Origin of the sequence: Rhizobium laguerreae, assembly GCF_019778565.1 — a bacterium.
Lineage (GTDB): Bacteria > Pseudomonadota > Alphaproteobacteria > Rhizobiales > Rhizobiaceae > Rhizobium > Rhizobium laguerreae.
The window spans coordinates 37,812-62,739 of record NZ_JAAXQT010000008.1; the positions used below are offsets into that span (position 1 = coordinate 37,812).

Annotated in this window: 20 protein-coding genes and 1 tRNA gene; 8 read left to right on the top strand and 13 right to left on the bottom strand. The window is 60.8% G+C overall.

Translation table 11 applies throughout. The features are described from left to right. Positions 1 to 113: 113 nt before the first annotated feature. The 7 genes from pobA (at position 114) to HFO71_RS23100 (ending at position 7,162) form a co-directional block, all read left to right on the top strand. A complete protein-coding gene (gene pobA, locus HFO71_RS23070; protein WP_221968390.1) occupies positions 114 to 1,286 on the top strand; it encodes a 4-hydroxybenzoate 3-monooxygenase in 1,173 nt (390 codons plus the stop codon). Between the two features lie 61 nt (positions 1,287 to 1,347). Beyond that, positions 1,348 to 2,520 carry an ABC transporter substrate-binding protein gene (locus HFO71_RS23075; RefSeq protein ID WP_221988429.1) on the top strand — a complete coding sequence of 391 codons (1,173 nt, stop codon included), beginning with the start codon at positions 1,348 to 1,350 and terminating at the stop codon, positions 2,518 to 2,520. Between the two features lie 75 nt (positions 2,521 to 2,595). Further along, entirely contained in the window at positions 2,596 to 3,459 is an 864-nt protein-coding gene (locus tag HFO71_RS23080; protein ID WP_025395901.1) for a branched-chain amino acid ABC transporter permease, read from the top strand. Between the two features lies 1 nt (position 3,460). Then, on the top strand, positions 3,461 to 4,462 hold the full coding sequence (locus HFO71_RS23085; protein WP_168286727.1) for a branched-chain amino acid ABC transporter permease: 1,002 nt from the start codon (positions 3,461 to 3,463) through the stop codon (positions 4,460 to 4,462). After that, the gene (locus HFO71_RS23090; protein ID WP_168286726.1) at positions 4,462 to 5,226 is read left to right on the top strand and encodes an ABC transporter ATP-binding protein; all 765 of its coding nucleotides are present in this window, start codon (positions 4,462 to 4,464) and stop codon (positions 5,224 to 5,226) included. Before HFO71_RS23085 ends, HFO71_RS23090 begins: the two co-directional genes overlap by 1 nt. Beyond that, a complete protein-coding gene (locus HFO71_RS23095) occupies positions 5,207 to 5,923 on the top strand; it encodes an ABC transporter ATP-binding protein (RefSeq protein ID WP_221968388.1) in 717 nt (238 codons plus the stop codon). Before HFO71_RS23090 ends, HFO71_RS23095 begins: the two co-directional genes overlap by 20 nt. Before the next feature lie 405 nt (positions 5,924 to 6,328). Next, positions 6,329 to 7,162, top strand: coding sequence for a VCBS domain-containing protein (locus tag HFO71_RS23100; RefSeq protein WP_132612228.1), 834 nt, complete (start codon positions 6,329 to 6,331; stop codon positions 7,160 to 7,162). 446 nt (positions 7,163 to 7,608) lie between these two features. Here the strand turns inward: HFO71_RS23100 and HFO71_RS23105 are convergent. From HFO71_RS23105 to HFO71_RS23120, 4 genes are all read right to left on the bottom strand, one after another. Then, a tRNA-Met gene (locus tag HFO71_RS23105) sits at positions 7,609 to 7,685 on the bottom strand. A 135-nt stretch (positions 7,686 to 7,820) separates the two neighbouring features. Next, a complete protein-coding gene (gene mnmA, locus HFO71_RS23110; protein ID WP_131641651.1) occupies positions 7,821 to 9,020 on the bottom strand; it encodes a tRNA 2-thiouridine(34) synthase MnmA in 1,200 nt (399 codons plus the stop codon). Positions 9,021 to 9,239: 219 nt separating this feature from the next. Further along, positions 9,240 to 10,340, bottom strand: a complete 1,101-nt coding sequence (locus tag HFO71_RS23115; RefSeq protein WP_077979588.1) for a mechanosensitive ion channel family protein — start codon at positions 10,338 to 10,340, stop codon at positions 9,240 to 9,242. 338 nt (positions 10,341 to 10,678) lie between these two features. Further along, complete coding sequence (locus HFO71_RS23120; RefSeq protein ID WP_221968386.1) at positions 10,679 to 12,763, bottom strand: putative bifunctional diguanylate cyclase/phosphodiesterase; 2,085 nt, start codon at positions 12,761 to 12,763, stop codon at positions 10,679 to 10,681. A gap of 232 nt (positions 12,764 to 12,995) precedes the next feature. Between HFO71_RS23120 and HFO71_RS23125 the strand changes: the two genes are divergently transcribed. Further along, positions 12,996 to 13,262, top strand: a complete 267-nt coding sequence (locus tag HFO71_RS23125; protein WP_221968384.1) for a hypothetical protein — start codon at positions 12,996 to 12,998, stop codon at positions 13,260 to 13,262. Positions 13,263 to 13,337: 75 nt separating this feature from the next. On the opposite strand, the gene serA is transcribed toward HFO71_RS23125, so the two are convergent. The 9 genes from serA to pal all read right to left on the bottom strand — a co-directional run bounded on the left by serA (position 13,338) and on the right by pal (position 24,800). Next, positions 13,338 to 14,933, bottom strand: coding sequence for a phosphoglycerate dehydrogenase (gene serA, locus HFO71_RS23130; RefSeq protein ID WP_003542699.1), 1,596 nt, complete (start codon positions 14,931 to 14,933; stop codon positions 13,338 to 13,340). 80 nt (positions 14,934 to 15,013) lie between these two features. After that, positions 15,014 to 16,189, bottom strand: coding sequence for a phosphoserine transaminase (locus HFO71_RS23135; protein ID WP_132612232.1), 1,176 nt, complete (start codon positions 16,187 to 16,189; stop codon positions 15,014 to 15,016). 188 nt (positions 16,190 to 16,377) lie between these two features. Continuing rightward, entirely contained in the window at positions 16,378 to 17,214 is an 837-nt protein-coding gene (locus tag HFO71_RS23140) for an outer membrane protein (protein ID WP_003542702.1), read from the bottom strand. A 297-nt stretch (positions 17,215 to 17,511) separates the two neighbouring features. Continuing rightward, on the bottom strand, positions 17,512 to 17,751 hold the full coding sequence (locus tag HFO71_RS23145; RefSeq protein ID WP_062945198.1) for a hypothetical protein: 240 nt from the start codon (positions 17,749 to 17,751) through the stop codon (positions 17,512 to 17,514). 306 nt (positions 17,752 to 18,057) lie between these two features. Next, positions 18,058 to 19,410, bottom strand: coding sequence for a phosphoglucosamine mutase (glmM, locus tag HFO71_RS23150; protein ID WP_077979583.1), 1,353 nt, complete (start codon positions 19,408 to 19,410; stop codon positions 18,058 to 18,060). Positions 19,411 to 19,652: 242 nt separating this feature from the next. Then, positions 19,653 to 21,584, bottom strand: a complete 1,932-nt coding sequence (ftsH, locus tag HFO71_RS23155; RefSeq protein WP_131641655.1) for an ATP-dependent zinc metalloprotease FtsH — start codon at positions 21,582 to 21,584, stop codon at positions 19,653 to 19,655. A 96-nt stretch (positions 21,585 to 21,680) separates the two neighbouring features. Continuing rightward, positions 21,681 to 23,105 carry a tRNA lysidine(34) synthetase TilS gene (gene tilS, locus HFO71_RS23160; protein ID WP_131641657.1) on the bottom strand — a complete coding sequence of 475 codons (1,425 nt, stop codon included), beginning with the start codon at positions 23,103 to 23,105 and terminating at the stop codon, positions 21,681 to 21,683. 11 nt (positions 23,106 to 23,116) lie between these two features. After that, positions 23,117 to 24,103, bottom strand: a complete 987-nt coding sequence (gene ybgF, locus HFO71_RS23165) for a tol-pal system protein YbgF (protein ID WP_221988430.1) — start codon at positions 24,101 to 24,103, stop codon at positions 23,117 to 23,119. 163 nt (positions 24,104 to 24,266) lie between these two features. After that, the gene (pal, locus tag HFO71_RS23170) at positions 24,267 to 24,800 is read right to left on the bottom strand and encodes a peptidoglycan-associated lipoprotein Pal (protein WP_027683223.1); all 534 of its coding nucleotides are present in this window, start codon (positions 24,798 to 24,800) and stop codon (positions 24,267 to 24,269) included. Between the last annotated feature and the right edge of the window lie 128 nt (positions 24,801 to 24,928).

The window sequence follows — 24,928 nt, forward strand, 5'->3', positions numbered from 1 at the left end:
GCTGCTCCCGCACAATGTTCGATTAGTGCAATTTTTCGGCCGGAATGTCCATTGCTGCGGCAGGGGCGACACGGCAGAATCTGGCAAAACGCAAAAATGTAGGGAGGAAGTTGTTGCGAACGCAGGTCGCCATTATCGGTTCGGGACCATCCGGACTGCTGCTCGGCCAACTTCTGACCGAAGCCGGCATCGACAATGTCATTCTCGATCGTGTGAACAAGGATTACATCCTCGGCCGGGTTCGTGCCGGCGTTCTGGAGGAAGGCACCGTCGGGCTGCTGGATCAGGCCAAATCAGGCCCGAGGCTGCATGCCGAAGGCCTGCCGCATGACGGCTTCTCATTGGCCTTCGACGGACGCGACCATCGCATCGACCTCCACGAATTGACCGGCGGCAGGCGCGTGACGGTTTATGGACAGACCGAAATGACGCGCGATCTCATGGAGCGGCGTGAAGCGAGCGGCTCCCTGTCGATCTACGATGCGGTCGATGTCGCGCCGCATGATTTCGACGGCCATTCTCCCTTCGTCACCTATATGAAAGATGGTGTCGCCAAGCGCATCGATTGCGACTTCATCGCCGGCTGCGACGGGTTTCACGGCGTCAGCCGCAAGGCCGTCCCGGAACGGGCGATCAGGAGTTTCGAGAAGGTCTATCCCTTCGGCTGGCTGGGGGTGCTTGCAGACATGGCGCCCGTCAGTCATGAACTGATCTACGCCAACCATCCAAGGGGCTTTGCGCTCTGTTCGATGCGCTCGGCCACCCGCAGCCGCTACTACATCCAATGCGCGCTCGACGAGAAGATCGAGGACTGGAGCGACGATCGCTTCTGGGATGAGTTGAGACGGCGGCTGCCGGTGCATCACGCCGAGGCCTTGGCGACCGCGCCGTCCTTCGAGAAATCGATCGCGCCGCTGCGCTCCTTCGTCGCCGAGCCAATGCGTTTCGGCCGGCTTTTCCTGGTCGGCGACGCCGCCCATATCGTCCCGCCGACCGGCGCCAAGGGACTGAACCTTGCCGCCAGCGACGTTCATTATCTTTTCTCCGGGCTGATCGAGCATTACCGCGAGAAATCGGATGGCGGCATCGACACCTACTCGCAAAAGGCGCTCGCCCGCGTGTGGAAAGCCGTGCGGTTTTCCTGGTGGATGACGACGATGATGCATCGATTTCCGGACACCGGCGATTTCGATCAGAAGATCCAGGAGGCGGAACTCGACTATCTCACCCATTCACGCGCCGCCTCGACGGCGCTTGCAGAAAACTACGTCGGATTGCCGTTCTGATATGAAGATCTGAGACTGAGGCGAGCCACGAAGGCCGCATTTTAAAGTGGAGGAAACTAACATGAAAAAGCTTGTATTCGCCGCCGTTGCGGCGGTGCTGCTCAGCAGCACCGCCTATGCCGACACCATCAAGGTCGGCGTCATCGGCCCGTTCTCCGGTCCGTTCGCGCTCCAGGGCAAGAATTTCAAGGCCGGTATCGACGCCTATATGGCGGTCAACGGCAACACGGTCGGCAGCGATACGGTGGAGATCGTCTATCGCGACGTGCCGCAGGCCGATCCCGCCCAATCCAAGGCGCTGGCGCAGGAACTGATCGTCAAGGAAAAGGTCCAGTATCTTGCCGGCTTCTATTTCACCCCCGACGCCATGGCGGTGACGCCGATCCTGAAACAGGGCAATGTGCCGATGGTCATCATGAACGCCGCCACTTCGGCGATCGTGACCAAGAGCCCGCTCGTCGTCCGCACCTCGTTTACCACCTGGCAGACGTCGACGCCGATCGCTAAGGTCGCCTTCGGCGCCGGCGTCAAGAAGGTGATTTCCGTCGTCAGCGATTACGGCCCCGGCATCGACGCCGAGAACGCTTTCAAGGCCGGCTTCGAAAAGGCCGGCGGCCAGGTGGTCGAGGCGATCCGCATGCCGCTTGCGACCAACGATTTCAGCCCGATCATGCAGCGCATCAAGGATTCCGGCGCTGAGGGCGTGTTCGCCTTCCTGCCGTCAGGTCCGACGACGCTCGGCTTCGTCAAGGCTTACAACGACAATGGCCTGAAGGCTGCCAGCATCAAGTTCTTCGCGCCGGGTGACCTGACCCAGGAGTCCGATCTGCCGGCGCTCGGCGATGCCGCACTCGGCATCCAGACAACCTTTCACTATGCCGTGTCGCACGATTCGCCCGAGAATAAGGCTTTCGTCGAGGCGGCGGCCAAGGCGATCGGCAACAAGGCCGAACTCTCCTTCCCCTCAGTCAGCGCCTATGACGGCATGTATGTCATCTACAAGATGATCGAGGCGACCGGCGGCAAACAAGATGCTGAGAAGGCCGTCGATGCGGTCAAGGGCCTTGCCTGGACGAGCCCGCGCGGCCCGGTTTCGATCGATCCGGAAAGCCGTCACATCACGCAGAACATCTATCTGCGCGAAGTCGTCAAGGCCGATGACGGGACCTACATCAACAAGGAGGTCCAGACTTTCGAGAAGCAGGGCGATCCAGGCCTGGCGGCCGTCAAGTAACATAGAGCGTCAAGACAGGCGACGGACTTGGCCTGCGATCAGGCCGAGCCCTTCGCTTGGAAGCAAGGGATTTCCATGCAGACAGTCTTCAGCATAGCCGTCGACGCTCTTGCCTATGGCATGGTGCTCTTCGTGATCTCGATCGGCCTTTCGGTGACCATGGGGCTGATGCGTGTCGTCAACCTCGCCCATGGCGCCTTCGCGATGATCGGCGGCTATATCGCCTCCTATGTCGCCCGCGAGCTCGGCCTCGGTTATGCCGCGGCGGTCATCGCTGCCGTTGTCATCACGATCATCGTCGCCATTCCGATCGAGCGCTTTCTCTACCGCCGGATCTATGGCGCGCCGGAACTGACCCAGGTGCTGATGACCATCGGCATCACCTTCTGCGTCATCGGCATCGCCAATTATGTCATGGGGCCGACGCTGAAGACCATACCGCTTGCCGGTGCGCTGCAGGGGTCAGCCGATCTGGGCTTCCGCACCATTCCCGTTCACCGGCTTTTCGTCATCCTCTGCGGCCTCGTCGTGGCGCTCGCCCTCTGGTTTACGATCGACAGGACCAGCTTCGGCGTCAAGCTGCGCGCCTCCGTCGATGATGCTGCAATGGCTGCAGCACTCGGCGTGCGCACCGAGATCATCTATGCGGTGAGCTTTGCCGTTGCCGTCGGTCTTGCCGCCTTCGGCGGCGTGGTCGGCGCCGAACTCCTGCCCGTCGAACCCTATTACGCGCTGCGCTACATGGTCACCTTCCTGGTCGTCGTCTCCGTCGGCGGGGCGGGCTCCATTCCAGGCGCCCTGATCGCCTGTTTGCTGTTGGGCGCGATCGATACGACAGGACGGTATCTGATGCCGGAATTCGGCGAATTCTTCTTCTATCTCGCGGTGATCGCAATCATCTGCGTCTTCCCGCGCGGCCTTGCCGGAAGGGCGAAATAAGATGGCGCTTGTCATGAATGACGAAACCGAAGCTCTCCAGCATCGTCGCAGGTTCATCGGCCGCGATCTTATCGGAATAGCGGTCATCATAGCTATTGCCGCGACCGGCTATTTCGCCTTCCCCGATAATCTCGCCCTTCTGACCCGGATGATCACGATCGCGCTGCTCGTCCTGTCGCTCGATCTCGTGACCGGTTATTGCGGCGTCGCGACCCTCGGCCATGCAGCGCTTTTCGGCTCCGGCGCCTATGCCGCCGGAATCCTGTCGGCGCATTACGGCATCAATGACCCGCTGCTGATGATGCTTGCCGGCATTGCCGGCGGCGCAGTTGCCGGGCTACTCTGCGGCGCCATCATCCTGCGTGCGCATGGACTGCCGCAGCTGGTGCTGTCGATTGCGCTGATCAACCTCTTCCATGAATTCGCCAACAAGGCCTCGTCCTGGACAGGCGGCAGCGATGGACTTTCCGGCATCGCGCCAGATCCGGTCTTCGGCCTCTTCGAATTCGATCTCTATGGTCACACCGCCTTCTTCTTCGGAATGGCGCTGCTGCTGATCGTCTTCGTGCTGCTACGGTTCCTGGTCCGCTCGCCCTTCGGCATGCTCTGCCGCGCCATCAAGCAGGATCCGCTGCGCATCCGCGCCATGGGCGCTTCGCCGAAGGCAACTCTGATCAGGATGTACGCAATATCAGGCGCCGTTGCCGGTGTCGGCGGCGCCTTGAATGCGATCTCGACACAGGTCGTCGGCCTCGACAGCCTGTCTTTCACGCAGTCGGCCGAAGCGCTTGTCATGCTGGTGCTCGGCGGCACAGGCTCTCTCTTCGGGGCACTTTCCGGCACCGTTATCTTCATGCTCTTCGAGGACTATGTCTCCGCCGCCAATCCCTTCCATTGGCTGACCATGGTCGGCGCGCTGCTGATCGCCGTAGTGCTCTTTGCGCCGAAAGGTCTCTATGGCACGGCCGCAGCCTTCATTGGCCGCCGCAGGGAGCAGCGCTGATGAGCCCGGTCTTCGAAGTCGCCAATCTCAAGAAAGCCTTCGGCGGCCTGGCCGTCACCAATAATGTCTCGCTCACGATGTCGCCTGGCGATCGCATCGCGCTGATCGGCCCGAACGGCGCCGGCAAGACCACCTTCGTCAACCTCGTGACCGGTAATCTCTCACCCGATTCCGGCGAGGTTCGCCTCGGCGGCGAGCTGGTGACGAAGGTCGATGCGATCGGCAGGGTCAGGCGCGGTCTTGTCCGCTCCTTTCAGGTGACACGGCTCTTCCAGGACATGACGCCGGCCGAACATGTGGGACTTGCCGTCCTTCAGCGCGATGGAAAGACCGGGCACATGTTCGGCAATTTCCTGCGTATGCCCGACGTCATGGCCGAGGTCGATGACCTCCTTGAAAAACTCGGGCTGGCTTTCCTGATGCATCGCAAGGTCAGCGAAATCGCCTATGGCCAGCAGCGGCTTCTCGAGATCGCCGTGGCGCTGGCGCTGAAGCCGAAGGTGCTGCTGCTCGACGAGCCGGCAGCCGGCGTGCCGCAGAGCGATACCGGCCGCATCGAGCAGGCGCTCGCCGATCTGCCTGCCGATCTCGCCGTGCTGATGATCGAACACGACATGGATCTCGTCTTCCGTTTTGCCAGACGCGTCATCGTGCTTGCATCAGGCGCGATCATCTTCGACGGCCTGCCTGAAGACGTCACCAAGGATGCGCGTGTGCGCGAGGCCTATCTCGGGAGCTATGCCAATGCCAGCCCTGTCGCTTGAGGTCGAGAACCTATCGGCCGGATATGGGTCGACGAGAGTGCTCGAAGGCATTTCCTTCTCGGTGCTGGCAGGCGCACGGCTTGCCGTGCTCGGCCGCAACGGCATGGGCAAGACCACGCTCTTGGCAACACTTGCCGGGCAGACCAGGCGATACGAGGGCAGCATCCGCCTCGGCGATTCGGATGTCACGACGGCGCCGAGTGCTGCACGCGCGCATAAAGGCCTCGGATATGTGCCGCAGGCACGCTGCGTCTTCCCGACGCTGACAGTCGAAGAAAATCTCTTCGTCGGCTTGAAGGCGCGGCCGAAGACGGCGCTGGAGGAAGCCTATGCGATGTTCCCGCGCCTGAAGGAGCGCCGCCGCAATCTCGGCAGCCAGCTCTCCGGCGGCGAGCAGCAGATGCTCTCCACCGCCCGCACCATTCTCGGCCGCCCCTCCGTCCTGCTGCTCGACGAACCGCTGGAGGGCCTGGCGCCCGTCATCTGCGAGGAACTGATGGCCGCCTTCGCCGACCTCGCCAAGACGGGAGACATGACCATCCTGTTGGTCGAGCAGCGCATCCAGAGCGCGCTCGATTTCGCCGATCAAGTCGTCATTCTCGAACGCGGCAGACTGGCCTGGACCGGAACGCCGGAAAATCTCACCAGGGATCACGAGGTTGTCGAGAGCCTGCTCGGGGTCGGCGGCCTGCATTGATCGATAGTCGGCAGAAGCTCGGGCTCTGCTGATTGCTCCCCTTTCGCCATTACGATTGCTCTTGGCGCGTCGAGCAATTCATGCAGTATATCGTCATGACGATGTCATGATTGACCTATCATTATTATCTGCCCGAAAGTTATCCGCTGGCCGAATTGGTGGATCGCCTGAAAGGGCGAGAAACACCATGATCGATGAAGCGGCAGCAATGTAAGACAAGGCGTAAATCCTGGTTCATAAATAGGATCGACGTTTATGCGCTCCCTTTACTTGAATAGTTGAGCTGTAATCGACCGGGATCTGTGACGTTGACGGGTGGAATTGCTCTGACGCTCCCTCAATTTCGGTTGCCAGACACCCTATAGGGTTGCATAGTCGAAAAGAACATCAAACGGGGGGATAGAAATGGCGAACCACAAGCCGGTTGCAGGTGACGTATACCAGCCTATTTTCAACATCGACAATCCGATCGACGGCAACATCCTGGACAATACCAGTTCGGTGGATGCCGACGGAGATCAGGTACGTCTCAACTTCGTCAATGGACAGCGAATTCCGCAACCGGCCGATCCGTACGGACCTGCCACCACCACCACAGTCGAGGGAAAATACGGCACTCTGACCGTCTATTCCAACGGCAACTACACATATGAGCTCGATCACACCAACCCGGTGGTAGCAGCGCTCGGCCCGGGAGACCAACTCGTCGACCAGTTCAATTTCAAGATCTCGGATGGCAAAGGCGCGACCGACTTCGGCTTGCTCAACATCGCGGTCGACCTGCCGGAACGCGGCGACGTCTTCGTCAATTTCGAGGATGTCGGCAACCACGACTTCCCGACGGGCTACAAAGGCTTCGATTGGGGCGCTTGGTACGATGGTGACGACGCGACTGTGCGGGAGGAAGCGGATGGCAACCACTATCTGGGAGGAGGCGTGTTCTGGACACCCATCCAAGCCGCCGATGGCGGCAACTTTCAGATCGAGCAATTCAGTGTCGCAAACGGCACATCGGACTATGACAACGTTCTGACGATCGAAGGTAAGCTGGACGGCGATACCGTATTCTTGGTCACGGTCAACGTCACCGCCGACAGCATTCATGACCCGCAAGTGATCGATCTCAGCGCCTACGGCGAAATCGACCAACTCGTGCTCGACACCGAACCCGTCATCAACGAAACGAGCGGCCCGGATTATTACGGCGCGCAATACGACAACTTTCACTTCATCGTTTGATTGATGGGGAAAAGGCGCCGCATCACCGAAATCTGTGCACCTTCACCGACTGCGTCCTGCGGCGCCTATCTGGGTACCAATTTCTTGCGATAGCTGACGGGCCTGCATCTTGCTAGCATTGGATCGTTCGAGGGGCACGATTATGCTGGGATGGAGGACATGATGCAGCCAGTCGGGATCAGGTTAGCGGCGGTCATGTTCTCGCTCGCCGTATGGGCTATTATTATCGCTGTCGCATCCCACCTTTGGACGACGAAGATGCCTCTGTTGTTTCTGACGCTCTACAGATAGGCCTGTCCTCGCCGTTGGCGCGAATCCTGCAGATCAGGGCCGGACTGGTTTTGTCCCTCGCCGCCACGCTTGGCGCTGCGACCAATGTGCCATAGCGGCCATCGAAGCCGGCTCAAAATCGAGCCGCAAAAATCGTTAATTGTGCAATGAGGAGATGGTAGCGGAGGAGGGATTTGAACCCCCGACACAAGGATTATGATTCCTCTGCTCTGACCTACTGAGCTACTCCGCCACTGGTCAACGATACCCGCTCGCGAAGCGATGCCGGTTCGTGGGATGAGCGGCTTATAAGGTGCGCTTCGGCTTTGTGTCAAGCGCATGATCGAGAAAAACGGTGGGCTTTGCCGCCTCCCGTTTCCGATGGGTTTCAGGCGGCGACGGGGCTGGCCAAAAGGGCCTTCAGGCAGGCTTCGGCCGAAGGTTCGCGCTCGGAGCGTTCGATGAAACCGCCACCGAAGACGCGGGCGTTGTCGCCGGGCGCCGAATAAAGCGCGCAGGCCTGGCCGGGCGCGATGCCCGCCTCGCCGACGGTCAGGTCGACATAGGTGCCGGTTGCATCGACATGCAGCTCGGCGGGCGCTGGCGCCCGTGTCGATCGGACCTTGGCGTAACAGGCGAAGCCTTTGCCGGAGGCGGCTTCCTGGAGTGTCTCGTCGCCCAGCCAGTTGACGTCACGCAGGTAGACGCGGTGCGTTTCCAGCGCCACTTTTGGCCCGACGATGACGCGGCGCGAACGGGCGTCGAGAAAGACGACGTAGAGCGGCTCGCCGGTGGCGATGCCGATGCCGCGGCGCTGGCCGATCGTGAAGTGCAGGATGCCCTCGTGGGTACCGAGCACGCGACCATCGAGATGGACGATCTCGCCGGCGAGCGCAGCATTCGGCTTCAGCTTGGTGATGACGTCGGAATATTTGCCCTGCGGCACGAAGCAGATGTCCTGGCTGTCGGCCTTCTTGGCGACAACGAGGCCCATTTCTTCGGCGAGCCTGCGGGTTTCGGCCTTCGGCAGGCCGCCCAGAGGAAAGCGGAGATAATCGATCTGTTCCTGCGTCGTGGCAAAGAGGAAATAGCTCTGGTCGCGGTCGGCATCGGCCGGGCGGAAAAGCGCGCGGCGGCCGGGATTGTCCGGCGAAGGATTCCGTCCCGAGCGGATATAGTGGCCGGTCGCCAGCGCATCGGCGCCAAGCTCCTTGGCGGTCGCCAGAAGATCGGCGAATTTGACGGTCTGGTTGCAGGAAACGCAAGGGATCGGCGTTTCGCCGGCCACATAGCTTTCGGCGAAGGGGTTGATCACCGTCTCGCGAAAGCGCTTTTCGTAATCGAGCACGTAATGCGGGATGCCGAGCGTTTCGCAGACGCGGCGCGCATCGTCGATATCCTGGCCGGCGCAGCAGGAGCCGGCGCGGTGAACAGCAGCGCCATGATCGTAAAGCTGCAGCGTAATGCCGAGCACGTCGTAACCCTGCTGTTTGAGAAGGCCAGCGACGACAGATGAATCGACGCCGCCCGACATGGCGACGACGACACGGGTCTCTTCCGGCTTCTTGTCAAAATCCAGTGTGTTCAACGGGTGCTGCCAAATTCTGTGTTGTTTCGATCCGCCGTTCTGACTTCGGAATGTGGCGGATTTCCTGCATTTCCGGCGGGATCGGCCGCCGGCTTTCATGGGCGACGGATATAGAAACTATTGCGCCCGCGCGCAAGTGCCGGCTTTCGGCCGAACTTGGCGGCGTCATAGGCCATGACGCCGATGGAAGGTGATGCGAAGGCGCCTGCGAGATAGATCCTATTCCGCCGCTTGACGGCGATCTCGCGCCGGCGCCTCGCTCATCACTGCCCGCATGCGCGGAAGTGCTTCGGGATATTCGCGGCGGATGAAATCGATCAGTTTCTCCCGTACCTCGCAGCGAAGGTCAAAGGTGCGGTTGGAATTCGATGCCGATACGAGGACGCGGATCTCCATGACCGTCTCACGAAAATCCGTGACGGCGACATTCACGACGCGGCGGTCCCACAGCGTCGAAGCCTTCGCGATCTCCTCGACCTTTCCACGCACCACATCGACAGGCACGCTGTAGTCCAGATAGATCATCACCGTGCCGATCAGCGCTGAACTTTCGCGCGTCCAGTTTTGAAACGGATTCTCGATGAAATAGCTCAGCGGCAAGATAAGACGCCGCCAGTCCCACAATTGCAGGACGACATAGGTCGAAGTGATCTCCTCCACTCGCCCCCACTCGCCTTCCACCAGCAACGCATCGTCGATCCGGATCGGCTGGGTGATGGCAAGCTGGATGCCGGCAAACAGGTTCTTCAGCACCGGCTGAAGCGCAAGGCCGACGACGATACCGGCAACGCCTGCAGATGCGAGCAGGCTGACGCCATATTGCCGGACCGCATCGAAGGTCATCATGCAGGCTGATATCGCGATGACGACGATCAGCAGGTTGATGACACGCTCCATGATGCGTGTCTGCGTCACATGCTTGCGCGCCAGAAGATTGTCCTCGGCGTCGAGCTTGAACTGGCGCAGATAGACCGTCATCCAGATATGCTTGGCGGTCTTTGCCATCCATGCGACCAGGATGATGAAGAAGATCAGCAGGAAGTGGCGCACGGTCGCCGACTGATATTCCGTCAGCGGCGAGACCGTCGCACCGAAGGAAAGGGCGGCTGCCAGCATCGCAAGTCTCACCACCCGTTTTAACCGGGAGACGAGGGAGCGCCAGAAGAGATCCTTGCTCTCGACGAAGCGCGTCAGCAAGCGAAAGAGAATGCGATGCGCAAAGAGCCCCACTGAGATGACCGCCGCGAAGATGACGGCGCTTGCAAGCCAGTCGGGGAGCCAGATGCCTCCGGCGCGAATGTCGTCCAGAAATTCCGTCATGCAGGTGCAGTTAGAGTGCAATGCAACATCGGAAAGTGACGAGTCGAAAAAATGGCTTCACACAAGAAAGGCGCAGCCGAAGCTGCGCCTCATGAAAAGCAGGGGTGCGGCTCAGGTGCCGATCAGCTTGTTACAGGCGAATGCGATGCCCGGATTGGCGATGATGGCGGTTACGAGCGCCAGTCCGATCATCGAGAATGAATAGCGTTTCATACACATCCTCCTTTCCAGCCCACGACAATTATGCCGCTTCTGCCGCCTTTCTCAAAATGACGAATGCTTGATAGCGCCAGGCGGCATGCGCCGGGCGGCTGATCCCAGCTGCCTCGCAAGCACGCCTATCTGAGAGACGAAGCGGCCTTCAGCGCGCGCCCGTGGATCAGCGCCTCCGCCTCGTACTGCGGCATCGGCCGGCCGAGCAGATAGCCCTGCACTTCACTGAAGCCTTCGGCGCGCAGCCTCTGCAATTGCTCCTCCGTCTCGATCCCTTCGGCCAGCGTCGTCGCGCTGAAGCCGAAGCCGATGCCGACGACGGCGCGCACGATGGCGAGATTACCGGCATCCGTCTCGATGCCCGAAACGAAGCTGCGGTCGAGCTTGATCTTGTCGAAGGGAAAGGACCGGAGATAGCTCAGCGACGAATAACCGGTGCCGAAATCGTCGATGGCGATATGCACGCCAAGCTCCTTCAATGCACGCAGCCGCGGCAGGCTTTGATCGGCATCGGTAAGGAATACGGACTCGGTGATCTCGATTTCAAGCCGGTCGGCATTGAGGCCCGTCTCGTCGAGCGCCGCGACCACGGTCGAAAGTAGGCTCGCATGCCGAAACTGGCTGACGGAGAGATTGACGGCGATCCTCAGATGGGCGGGCCAGCCGGCAGCCGTGCGGCAAGCTTCCCGGATCACCCAGTCGCCGATCGGCACAATAAGGCCGGTTTCCTCGGCGAGCGGAATGAATTCCATCGGCGCCACCAGACCGCGCTTGGGATGGCGCCAGCGGATCAGCGCCTCGAAGCCGCCGATGCCGTCATTGTCGAGCTGCACGATCGGCTGGTAATGCAGCTCGAACTGGAGCTTCTCCAGCGCTTCCCACAGCTCGGCGGTCATCACGTGCCGGCGCTCGGCGGCAAGCCGCATCTCCGTCTCGTAGAAACGATAGGTCGAGCGCCCGCTCTCCTTGGCGGCATAGAGCGCCAGATCCGCATGCCGCATCAGCACATCCGCGTCGCCGGCATGATCGGGCGCCAAGGCGATGCCGATACTGCAGGTGACATGCTCCCGGGCGCCGTCGAGATCGAAGGCACGGCTCAGCGCCTTGAGCAGCCGCTGCGCAAAACGCCCGGCCCGCTCCGGCTCGTCGAGCTCCAGCACGACGGCGAATTCGTCGCCGCCGAGGCGGGCGACGAGATCGACCTCCTCCGCCAGCTGCAGCAGCCGCTCCGACACCTGGCAAAGTAGCGCGTCGCCGGCGGCATGTCCCTTGCTGTCGTTGATATGCTTGAAGTGATCGACGTCGATATAGAGCAGCGCGATCGGGCTGTCGGTGGTCGCTTCGACCGCCCGCTGGTTGATACGCCTGGAAAATGCCGCCCGGTTCGGCAGGCCGGTGAGCGAATCGTGCATGGCGAGATGGGCAAGCTTTGCCTCGACGGTGCGCTCCTCCGTCACGTCCTGCGAGATGCCGAGCAGATAACGCGGCGCATGGCCCTCCGGCGTCGGCAGGGCGCGCTTGACGGTGCGCAGGATGCGCGGCACGCCATCGGCGCGCAGCATCGTCTCCTCGAAGCTGATTGCCGCATTGGTTTCGAAGGCCCGGCGATCCTGCTCGCGGAAGGCGTCTGTCTGGCCGGCGGGAAACAGCGCCCGGTCGGTTTGGCCGACCACGTGCTCCGCCCTCATGCCGACGATATCGCCGCAGGCCTCGTTGAAGAGAACGTAGAGCCCGTCCGCTTCCATGTCCTTGACGAAGACGCCGACAGGCAGGTTGTCGACGATGCTGTCGAGAAGCGAGCGGGTATCGCTCATCTGGCGTCTGGCGGCATTGACCTCGCTGCGATCCTGCACGATTGCCAGGATCGCAGCCCGGCCCTCGAAACGCACTTCTCGGCCATAGGTCAGCACTTCGAAGGTCTCGCCGCTCGCCTTGAGGTGAACCCAGCGTTCCGCCTTTTCCATGTCGGTACGGCTGCTGACGGCGTCGATCATCCGCTCCCGTTCATGCTCGGGGCGGATCTCCAGAACCGTCATGCGCTGGTACTCGTCCGCGCCGTAGCCGTAAAGTACTGCCGCCGCCTCGTTGACGATGAGAAAGCGCAGCGTTACCGGATCATAGACCCACATCGGCGACGGATGCGTTGCAAACAATGACCGGAAGTCGTCGTTTAATGCTTGGGTCTGCTCGGTCTTCTGCAAGAGGGCCATGGAAATTCGCGTGCGGTTGATGCCGATGCTAGGATATATCGAGAAAAGTTAAATAAAATCAGAATCATAATCAGGGCTAAACTTTAGGCTTCCGCCTTCAGAATGTGCAAAAGCGGCGATCTGCCATCGCGATCTCGGGCCTCGATAAAATAATTGAGGCACCATGGAACAATTCTCTCGATCGTGCGTTCCTGGGCATCGAAGTCGCAAGCCAGTTGCTGAGGAGGGTTTCATGGGCAGTTTCGGCACGACGACGGATTACAGCAGGATCAGACACTGGATCGAGGCGCGCGGTGGCCATCCCGCCCGCATCAAGGACGCGAGCGATAGCGAAACCGTCCGCGTCGATTTTTCCTCGGAAACACAGGAAGAAATTTCCTGGGACGAATTCTTTCAGGGCCTCGACGGCAGCAGGCTCGCCTTCCTTCACCGCACCAAGGCTGAAGACGATGTCGCCCGTTTCGGCAGGCTCGTCCGCCGGAAACGCCGGCACCGTTAATTTGTCTGTTCCTGAAACAGCAAAAACCCGGCGCCGTTTCCAGCGCCGGGTTTTCATTTCCTTGGGAGGAAAAACTCAGTCGATATTGAAGGTCAGCGGTTTTGCCTGGCGTACTGCCTGGTGGGCGGTCAACTCAGCAAGCACGGCGTCATCAACCTTGCCGTCGACATAGAGCAGTGCGATGGCGTCGCCGCCCTGCTTGTCACGGCCGAGCTGGAAGTTGGCAATGTTGACGCCGGCAGCACCAAGCGTCGTGCCGATGAAGCCGATCATGCCGGGAACGTCGGTATTGGTGATATAGATCATGTGCGAGCCGACATCGGCATCGAGGTTGATGCCCTTGATCTGGATGAAGCGCGGCTTGCCGTCCGAAAACACCGTGCCGGCGACCGAGCGCGTCATGCTTTCGGTCGTCACCGTCAGCTTGATATAGCCGTCGAAGACGCCGGTTTTGTCGCGCTTGACCTCGGAGAGCACGATGCCCTTTTCCTTGATCATGATTGGCGCCGAAACCATGTTGACGTCGGCGACCTGCGGGCGGATGAGGCCGGCGAGCACAGCACTCGTCAGTGCCCGCGTGTTCATGTTGGCAGTGATGCCGTCATAGAGGATTTCGATTTCCTTGATCGGCTCTTCGGTGACCTGGCCGACGAAGGCGCCGAGAACGTCGGCAAGGCGGATGAAGGGCTTCAGGATCGGCGCTTCTTCAGCCGTGATCGACGGCATGTTGATGGCGTTGGAGACGGCACCGTTGACAAGGTAATCCGCCATCTGTTCGGCCACCTGCAAAGCGACGTTTTCCTGCGCCTCGGTCGTCGAGGCACCGAGATGCGGCGTGCAGACGACGTTCGGCAGGCCGAAGAGCGGGCTTTCCTTGGCGGGCTCGACCTCGAACACGTCGAAGGCGGCACCGGCGACATGACCCGACTTGATCGCCTCGGCAAGCGCGGCCTCATCGACTAGGCCGCCGCGGGCGCAGTTGATGATGCGCACGCCGGGCTTGGTCTTCGCCAGCGCTTCCTTGTTGAGGATGCCGCGTGTCTTGTCGGTCATCGGCACATGCAGCGTAATGAAGTCGGCGCGGGCGAAAAGCTCTTCCAGCTCGACCTTGGTGACGCCCATCTCTTCGGCACGCTCCTTGGAAAGGAACGGGTCGTAGGCGACGACGTGCATCTTGAGGCCGATGGCCCGGGCGCAGACGATCGAGCCGATATTGCCGGCACCGATGACGCCGAGCGTCTTGCCGGTAATCTCGACACCCATGAACTTCGACTTCTCCCACTTGCCGGCCTGCGTCGAGGTATCGGCGGCCGGAAGCTGGCGGGCGACGGCGAACATCAGCGCGATCGCATGTTCGGCCGTCGTGATCGAGTTGCCGAAGGGCGTGTTCATGACGATGATGCCGCGGCGCGAGGCGGCCGGGATATCGACATTGTCGACGCCGATGCCGGCACGGCCGACGACCTTGAGGTTCGTCGCCCCCTCGATGATCTTTTCAGTCACCTTGGTAGCGGAGCGGATGGCCAGGCCATCATACTTGCCGATGACTTCGAGCAGACGGTCTTTGTCCTTGCCGAGCTGCGGTTCGAAATCGACTTCGACGCCGCGGTCGCGAAAAATCTGGACGGCGGTTTCCGACAACTCGTCGGATACGAGAACGCGAGGTGCCATGAGGGCCTCCTTCAAAAGTGTTCAGCGATGAATGAATCAGGAATAGGCTCCGCCCTATGGCGGAGCCGGATGCGATCACCTCAGGCGGCCTGAGCGAACTGCGCCTTCTGTGTTTCGAAGGCCCAGGAAAGCCACGGCATCAGCTTCTGCATGTCGGATGCCTCGATTGTGGCGCCGGCCCAGATGCGCAGGCCCGACGGCGCGTCTCGGTAGTGGCCGACGTCATAAGCGACACCTTCCTTTTCCAGGAGGCCGACCAGGCCCTTGGCGAAATTCGCCTGGCCGTCGTCATCAAGCGCTGCGATGTCCTTGTCGACGATCTTCAGGCAGACGGAGGTGTTGGAGGCTGTCTCCGCCTTGACGGCAAGATTGGCGATCCAATCGTTTGCCGCGACGAAATCGTGGATGACCTTGGCATTGGCATCGGCACGCGCGATCAGCCCCTTGAGGCCGCCGAGGCCCTTGGCCCAGACAAGTGCATCGATATAGTCTTCGACGCAGAGCATCGACGGGGTGTTGATCGTCTCGCCTTGGAAGATGCCCTCCGTCAGCTTGCCGCCCGAGGTCATGCGGAAGATCTTCGGCAGCGGCCAGGCCGGCGTGTAGGTGACCAGACGCTCGACGGCACGCGGCGAAAGAATGATGACGCCATGGGCGCCCTCGCCGCCCAGAACCTTCTGCCAGGAGAAGGTGACGACGTCGAGCTTGGCGAAATCGAGTGCCTGCGCGAAAGCGGCCGAGGTGGCGTCGCAGATCGCCAGACCCTTGCGGTCGGCTGGGATGAAATCGGCGTTCGGCACGCGCACGCCGGAGGTGGTGCCGTTCCAGGTGAAGACGACGTCGCGGTCGAAATCGACGGCGGAGAGATCGGGAAGCTCGCCGTAACCGGCTTCGAGCTTGCGCACATCCTTGAGCTTCAGCTGCTTGACGACATCGGTGACCCAACCGGCGCCGAAGCTTTCCCAGGCGAGCATATCGACGCCGCGTTCGCCGAGCAGCGACCAGAGCGCCATTTCGACGGCGCCGGTGTCGGACGCCGGAACGATGCCGATGCGGTAATCCGCCGGCACTTCGAGAATTTCACGGGTAAGGTCGATGGCCTGCTTGAGCTTGGCCTTGCCGACCTTCGCGCGGTGCGAGCGGCCAAGGGCCGCGTCGGAAAGGGCTTCGAGCGACCAACCGGGGCGCTTCGAGCAGGGGCCAGAAGAAAAATGGGTATTGAGCGGACGGATGTCCGGCTTTGCGGTCTTCGCCATGATGCTATCCTCTCAGATAGAAAGCCCTTCGTTGGGGAAGGGTGTCCCGCCGCCGTGTGTATGGATCCGGCGCGTCATAGTCAAGATCGAAGTGTCGCGGCGGGAACATATTTTGACGCAGAGCAGTAGGGCCGCAATACGAAAAGCCGCCCGGTTGGGGGCGGCTTCTGGTGTCAGGGAGATCGGACTTACTTGTAGACAGGCTGCTGCAGCGGGATTTCCGGCGGCGGTTCGTAGCTCGCCTGGGCGCAGCCCCCGAAGAGATAGCGGGCACCGACGCGGGCTTCGTGAACGCTGAGACCCTTGTCGCGACCCGGGCCGCCATTGTCGGCATAGCCGAACATGTTGCCGCCGTCGATATGCAGGTAGCGATAGCCGACATCGGCCTTGACGTTGCAGGTCACGTCGATCGAGGCGCCGGCCATCAGGGCGTAAGTGAAACGCCAGTTGCCCTTGCCGCCATGCGTGACCTGGTCGTCGCAGAAGCTGCCGTCATCGGCGCAGGCAACGTTGCGCAGGTTCTTCCACTTCACGTAGGAACCACCGATACCAGCACCGACATAAGGCGTGACGTAGCCATAGGTGCCGAGATCGACATAGGCATTGGCGAGCAGTGTATAGGCCGTCAGCGAGGAGCGGTCGCTCGAGGTGCAATCCACCAGAGGAAAGCCGCACTGCCCAACCGTCGAACCCTTGAAATCCGCCTGGGTGAGATAGTCGAAGGTCAGATCGGTGCGCAAATAGCTGTTGATCTGATAACCGACACCGCCGCCGATCGTCCATGCGTCATCGAGATCAGCGTCGTCGAAATCGACTTCCGTGGCGTTGCTGCCCTGAAAATAGCGGGCGCCGCGCAGATCGGTAAAGGCATAACCGACATCACCGCGCAGATACCAGCCGGTCGCTTCGGTGACCGTTACCTCAGGCGGCTGCTCCGGGATAGGTTCGGCAGGGGCGAAGTCCGCGGAATAGGCATTTGTCGCGATCAACAATGCGGCGAAGATGCCGGACAAGCTTCTTTTCATGGATCCCACTCCAAAATCTCGTTGCGTCGGCAGGCTCAATCGCCGCCAATCTGGTACGCTTCGTATGGATAATGAATTGGAAACGTTAAAAGCTGCTTAACTATAAATGGGAAGAAACGTTAAGAGAGAGATTGGCGGCGAGTTCCTCGCTATCGTGGAGTTAGGTTCAGGCTGGCAGCCGCCGGACTCACCGAAGACCGCCAACTGCAAAGCCCAAGAACCCTGCCCCGTCAAATCGCCAGGTCGGTTTCCTCCGCCGTCAGATCCATCGGCTGCTCCAATCGACAAATCTTGCTGTTACTTCCATTGCGTCGCGTTTTCGGCAGCGCAGCCGTATGGTGGCAAGGAGGTGCCAAAGGTCGTTTTGAGCTTGGCACAACCCCAGGCATTGATCGGGCCCGGCATGGCATTGTTGAGCGTGATGCCGATTTCATCGTAAGGGCTGTCGGTGTTGGTGATGTAGCGATACCAGCGGAAACCGGTAAAGACGACGAATGCCAGAGCGATCGTCAGCAGCAGGCGCACCAATTTTTTCATGATATTTCCCTTGAATGCAAATGCCGCCGTGTAGCATCCACGTGTGGAGGTTGACAGCGTTGTCACCAAGGCATCGGCAAATTTCCGTGGATGCCGTCTCAGTGCTCACTGCGCTCCGACATGCTGCGATTGCCGAGGCTTGCTCCCTACCGGAAGCCAAGCTGGCAAGTCACTGACATCTTGTCTTCGGAAGGGCGGAGACGGTCCCGGCGGGAAGTCGATCCGGAGTAAATCTTCGAACCGAAGGCACCAATAACGAAAAGCCGGTACTTCCGTACCGGCTTTTGACATTTCATCCCGAAAAAATCAGGCGGCTGTCCGGACGTTCGAGATCGTACCGATCAGCTCGTTGACGATGCGTTCGATCTGGGCGCGGTCGTCGCCCTCGGCCATGACGCGGATCAGCGGCTCGGTGCCCGAAGGGCGGATGACGAGGCGGCCGTTCCTGGCAAGCTCGGCTTCGGCATCGGCGATCGCCTTCTGCACCTGGATATCCTCCAGCGGCTTGCCGCCGCTGATGCGGACATTGCGCAGGAGCTGCGGCACCGGCTCGAAGCGGCGGCAGACCTCGCTGACGGTCCGGCCGGTGCGCTTGACCGCGGCCAGGATCTGCAGCGCCGCGACGAGACCGTCGCCGGTCGTGCCGTAATCCGAAAGCACGATGTGGCCGGACTGCTCGCCGCCGACATTGTAATTATGCTGGCGCATATGCTCGACGACGTAACGGTCACCGACCTTCGTCCGGGCAAGGCCGAGGCCCTTGTCATCGAGGAAACGCTCGAGGCCGAGATTGGACATCACGGTCGCAACGATACCATTGCCGCGCAGCTGCTGGCTCTCGGCCCAGCTCTCGGCGATGACGGCCATCAGCTGGTCGCCGTCGACGATCGAGCCGTTCTCGTCGACGATGATGACGCGATCCGCATCGCCATCGAGCGCGATACCGATATCGGCGCGCACCTCGTCGACCTTCTTCTGCAACGCGACGGGGCTGGTGGAACCACAATTGAGGTTGATGTTGATGCCGCTCGGCTCGTTGCCGATAGTGACGACCTCAGCACCGAGTTCCCAGAGCACGGCGGGCGCCACCTTGTAGGCGGCACCGTTGGCGCAATCGATGGCGATCCGGAGACCCTGCAGCGTGACGTCGCGCGGCAGCGTGCGTTTGACATGCTCGAGATAGCGATAGATATCGCCATCGACGCGCTTGGCTCGGCCGATTTCCTCAGCCTTGGCAAGCTGCCCCGATAGATCCTTCTCGAGCAGATCCTCGATCTGCGCTTCGATGTCATCGGAGAGCTTGTAGCCGTCCGGACCGAAAAGTTTGATACCATTGTCTTGGAACGGATTGTGCGAGGCCGAAATCATCACCCCAATATCGCATCGCAGGGAACGCGTCAGCATGGCAACCGCAGGTGTCGGAATAGGGCCGAGCAGGAACACGTCCAGTCCAGCCGCGGTAAAACCGGCCACGAGGGCATTCTCCAGCATGTATCCGGACAGGCGCGTGTCCTTGCCGATGACCACACGATGACGGTGGGCGCCGTTACGGAAAATCGTTCCTGCGGCGATGCCAACCCGCATCGCAAGGTCCGGCGTCATCGGGAAGACGTTGGCCTGGCCGCGAATGCCGTCCGTACCGAAATAGCGTCTTTTCATCTGCACTCCTGCGCTTTCCGCGCGCCATTCAAGGCAGCGCATCGTTCCAAGCGAATCCGGCTTCAGTGGAATGTCGTCAATCCAGGAGCGTGATTCATGCTTGCCTCAATTCAGCGGAATGCCACAAAATGCGGCGATCAGCACGTAAATTAGCAAGAAAAATGATTATATCCCGTTACCAAAAGAAAAGGCCGGATCTCCCACTTCGGAAATCCGGGCCTTGTTCAAGGGAGTGCCGCTGTTCAATGCGGCTGCGGTTCAAGGCCGGCTTCGGGCTCGTCACCCTTGGTGGCAGGCCGTGCGCCGGCCTTCGGAACGGCTGAACCGCGGCTTGGCGGCGAATCATCACCGAGATCGCGGGAAGGCTTTTCGCCGCGGATCAGCGCCTTGATCTCTTCGCCGGTCAGGGTCTCGTATTCGAGCAGACCTTCGGCAAGGGCGACGAATTCGTCGTGCTTTTCCGTCAGGATCGTGCGGGCCTGCGTATAGGCTTCGTCGATCAGCCGGCGCACTTCATTGTCGATCTTCTGCGCGGTTGCTTCCGAAACATTCTTCGACTGCGAAACCGAGTGGCCGAGGAAGACTTCCTGCTGGTTCTCGCCATAGGCGACCTGACCGAGTTGATCGGAAAAGCCCCACTGCGTGACCATGGCGCGGGCAAGTTTGGTCGCCTGCTCGATATCGGAGGAGGCACCCGAAGTGATGTTCTCCTTGCCGAAGGTGAGCTCTTCGGCGACGCGGCCGCCCATCATGATGCAGAGGCGCGAGACCATCCACTTGTAGCTCATCGAGTAGCGGTCGCCCTCGGGAAGCTGCATGACCATGCCGAGCGCACGGCCGCGCGGAATGATCGTCGCCTTGTGCAGCGGATCGGCGACGGCGACATTGAGCGCGGTGATGGCGTGTCCGGCTTCATGGTAAGCGGTGAGCTTCTTTTCCGCCTCGGTCATTGCCGAGGAACGGCGCTCGGCGCCCATCATGATCTTGTCCTTGGCGTCCTCGAATTCCTGCATGGTGACGACGCGCTTGTTGCGCCGGGCGGCCATGAGGGCGGCTTCGTTGACGAGGTTCATCAGATCGGCGCCGGAAAAACCGGGCGTACCGCGGGCGAGGATCTTGAGATCGACATTCGGCGCCAGCGGAACGTTGCGGGCATGCACCTTGAGAATGCGTTCGCGGCCGACGATGTCGGGATTCGGCACCACGACCTGACGGTCGAAACGGCCGGGACGCAGCAGCGCCGGGTCAAGAACGTCGGGACGGTTGGTAGCGGCAATCAGGATCACGCCTTCATTCGCCTCGAAGCCGTCCATTTCGACCAGCAGCTGGTTCAGCGTCTGCTCGCGTTCGTCATTACCGCCGCCGAGACCGGCGCCGCGATGACGGCCGACGGCATCGATTTCGTCGATGAAGATGATGCAGGGCGCATTCTTCTTCGCCTGCTCGAACATATCGCGTACACGGCTTGCACCGACGCCGACGAACATTTCGACGAAGTCGGAACCTGAAATGGTGAAGAAGGGCACGTTGGCTTCGCCGGCAACCGAGCGGGCAAGCAGCGTCTTGCCGGTGCCCGGAGGGCCGACGAGCAGCACGCCGCGCGGGATCTTGCCGCCGAGACGCTGGAACTTCTGCGGATCACGCAGGAATTCGACGATTTCTTCGAGATCCTGCTTGGCCTCGTCGACACCGGCAACGTCTTCGAACGTCACGCGGCCATGCGCTTCGGTGAGCAGCTTGGCCTTGGATTTGCCGAAGCCCATCGCCCCGCGTGAACCGCCCTGCATTTGCCGCATGAAGAACAGCCAGACGCCGAGAATCAGAAGCATCGGCAGCAGTGTTCCGAGATAGCTCAGGAAGCCGGAAGAACCATCAGTCTCCGGACGCGCAGTGACGGCCACGTTCTTGGCCTGCAGGCGGTCGAGCAGACTGTCGTCGATCACAGGCGAATAGGTCTGGAAGGTATTGTTGTTCTCCATATATGTCCCGGTCAACCGGTTACCGGTGACCACGACATCCTTCACCCGGCCCGCATCCACCTCACGCAGGAACTGCGAATAAGGGATTTCGCGGGAGCCCGTTTGCACCGGCGCCGTCTGAAACATACTGAAAAGGGCGATCAGCAGAAGCGCTATGATCGCCCACAAGGCGAAATTTCGTAAGTTAGGGTTCATTGAACTCCCCAGCATGGAACAGCCGCCTCATGGCGACCGTCTTATTCCTCTCTAACATAGGGTTGCGCCGTGCGATTGCCAAGGCGACACCCCAGGTCAGATGGTTTTTCCGTCAATACTTCTTAAAGGCAGCCTCGCATAGGGCGCCGTCGCGAAAACCGCCGAAAGCCTATTGGCAAAGATGAAGTCAAATCGTGTCAAAAAGCGGTCGAAGGGTGCGAAATAGGGGGTTAGTGCGACCATGCGGGCGAATTCCTCAGATAAAGGGGCGCTTTCGGCCGATAACGCCGGCGCCGAAGCGATAGCGCGCTTCCATGCACCCTTGGGAAGGTGATGCATACGCCCCCTCATTCCTGTCCTCGGACTTGATCCGAGGGATGTCACAGGAATCCAGCCACCGCGCTTCTGCGCGGTGATTGACTCAATAGAGCGTGAAGTGTCTTGCTCGCCCAAGTCCCCGGGCGCCTGGATCTCAATTGATGCGGCCGACGCATTGCGCGCATAAAACCTTCCATCCCAAACCCCGGCCTCTCCCGGCTGCAACACCAGCGGCAATATCCCCCGGCTCTCGCGCGCCAAATAAAGCCCGTCCCGCCTGAGATCGAACACCACCCTGCCAACGGTCATCCGTCCCGGTTCACTGCCGGTGGCAAATGCAAGGATATGCTCCATATGCGCCCTCCCCGGCGCAAACGGCTGCCCACCGAAAACGGCTGCCAGACGGGCGAGTACATAGTCGAGGACTGCCCGATCCTGCCGCAACCCGTCAGGCATCACCTGTCCGAGCAGACCTCCGTGAAGCGTGAAATGACAATCCAGCCAATCTGCTCCCCTAGCCGAAAGAGCCAGCCGCGCTTCCCAAGCCGCGCGGATATTCCTCTCGGCACCTGCATCGGCCGAAAGCTTCCGGCGTGTCCGCACACGCTCGTAAGTCACATCTTCGTTGCTCGGATCATCGATCCACGGCACGCCCCGCTCTTTGAGGAAAGCGCGGATATCTGCCCGGCTGGAAAAGAGAAGCGGCCGTAAAATCCAGAAGCGCCTGTTGAAGAGCACCGCATCCGCAATGCCGGTCGAAATCTGCTCCGTTCGCATCCCACGCATCTGCAGTGTTTCGCGCTGGTCGTCGAACGTATGGCCAGTGACGATGAGATTGGCTTCGAAACTTTCGGCCGCCGCCGCAAGCAAGCCATAACGTGCCTCTCGGGCCGCAGCCATGATACCGGTTTTCGGCTTGTCGCCCTGCCAGATCATGATGATGTGGGGAATGCCGAGCGATGCGCAAAGGGCTGCGACTTCACGCGCCTCGTCTGCGGAGCCGGCGCGCAACGCATGATCGACGGTCGCCGCGCAAAGGGAAATCTTGAGATGCGGCGCGGTCTTCACGGCTTCATCGAGCAGAAGAAGCAGGCCGGTGGAATCGCTGCCGCCTGATATCGCGACGAGAATGCGCGCAGGGCTTTGGAGCGACGTGAGAAACTGGAGGATCGCCAGTTGAGGCGATGCGGCATCCGGAGACATTCCGGAAGACCTTAGCAGGAGAGGCGCTTCTGTTCGCTCGCAACCTTGCTTATGACGGCACGCGAGGCCTTCGGATAACGCTTCGACACTTCGCGCAGCGTTGCACAGGCCGTCTCGTTATTGTCGAGGGCGGCAAGCGACATGCCGAGCTTCAGCAGCATTTCCGGTGCCTTTTCCGATGTGCCGTATTTCTGATGCGCGTTGAGGAAGGTCTTGGCCGACTCATTGTACTTGCCCTGCGAATAGAGCGCTTCGCCGAGCCAGAAATTGGCGTCCGCCGCCCGCGCACTGCTCGGGTAGCGGGCGATATACTGCGTGAATTCCTGTTCGGCCGTGCTGTAATCGCCGGATAGCACGTGGCCGTAGGCGGCTTTGTACTGGTCGGCCTCGCTGCCGAGCGAGGCGGTCTGCTGCGGTGTTTTGCGGCTGGCATCGGGAATCGGCCCGGAACCGATCGTGGCGTTTTCGTCGACGCTTCCGCCGATCGGATTGCTGTTCTGATCGAAATCGATCGAGCCGAGCTCCTTGGGCGGCTGGCCGAGGCCGCTATTCTCAGGCACGCTGGCAGAGGGAGCCGTTTCGGCTCCCTGCGGTGCTTGGATCACCTTGGCAATGTCGTCGCCGCCGGAGGCTGCCGGAGCAGCATCGGTCTCGCTCTTCTTGACAGGAGCCTTGCCGCCGCCGCTGGCACCCGTCTTTTCGAGCTGCTGGAAGCGGAATTCATTGTCTTCCTGCTGCTTGCGGATCGTCTCCTGCATCTGCAGAAGCTGAAAGCTCATCTCCTCGATCCGGCCGTTCAACTGCCGCAGCTGCTCTTCGAGCTGCTGCACGCGGACCTCCGCATCGCCGCTCTGCACCTTGACGACGGGCGGCGGCGCCTGGTTTTCCGCCGATCGGCCGCCGAGATGTAGCCCGAAGAACGAGGCCGAATAGGCCGCCCGTTCGCTTCCGGTCACAGCCGCGAGGCACAGCATGCCTGCCACGACAAATTTCTTCATATGCATCGTCCTGTCCCAGTGATTCTTCGCACCTCGATGGCACGAACAGGAGATTTTTCCAATTGCTTTCAAAAAGCAACGGAGTCTGGCCAAAGTGTGGTCAAAAAGAAAAGGCGGCCCCTGAGGGGACCGCCTTTCGAAAAAGCGAATTGTTGCTCGGCAATTACATGCCGGCGCCGCCAAGCACGGTAACCGCGCGGCGGTTCTGCGACCAGCAGGAAATATCATCGCAGACGGCGACCGGACGTTCCTTGCCGTAGGAGATCGTCTTCAGGCGCTGTGCCGGGACGCCGCGCGAAGCGAGATAATCCTTGGCGGCAGCGGCACGGCGGGCGCCGAGCGCGAGGTTGTATTCGCGCGTGCCGCGTTCGTCGGCATGGCCTTCGACGGTGATCTGGTAGTTCGGGTAGCGGCCGAGCCACTGCGCCTGACGGTCGAGGGTCTGCGAGGCATCGGCGCGGATCGACGAGGAGTCGGTATCGAAGAAGATACGGTCGCCGACGTTGACCGTGAAGTCCTGGGCCGAGCCCGGCGTCGCAGCGCCGCCAGCACCTGTGCCGAGGCCGAGGTCGCCGGCGCTGTTCGGCGGCTTCTTGGCGCAGCTTGCGAGCGCGAGGCCGGCGATAAGCGCGATCATGACGGGGTTGCGGGCGAAATTCTGCATGCGGCTCATTGCCGGGGTATGAATTCGGCTCATGGCCGGTCTCCTTGCGATTTCATCAGGGTTTCCGGACAGTAACCGCACTCGGTTAACCGCCCCTCAAAGATTATGGTTAACAATTTGCTACTTTGTCCCTTGGCCGCTCGGTTCCATGACTTTGAGGC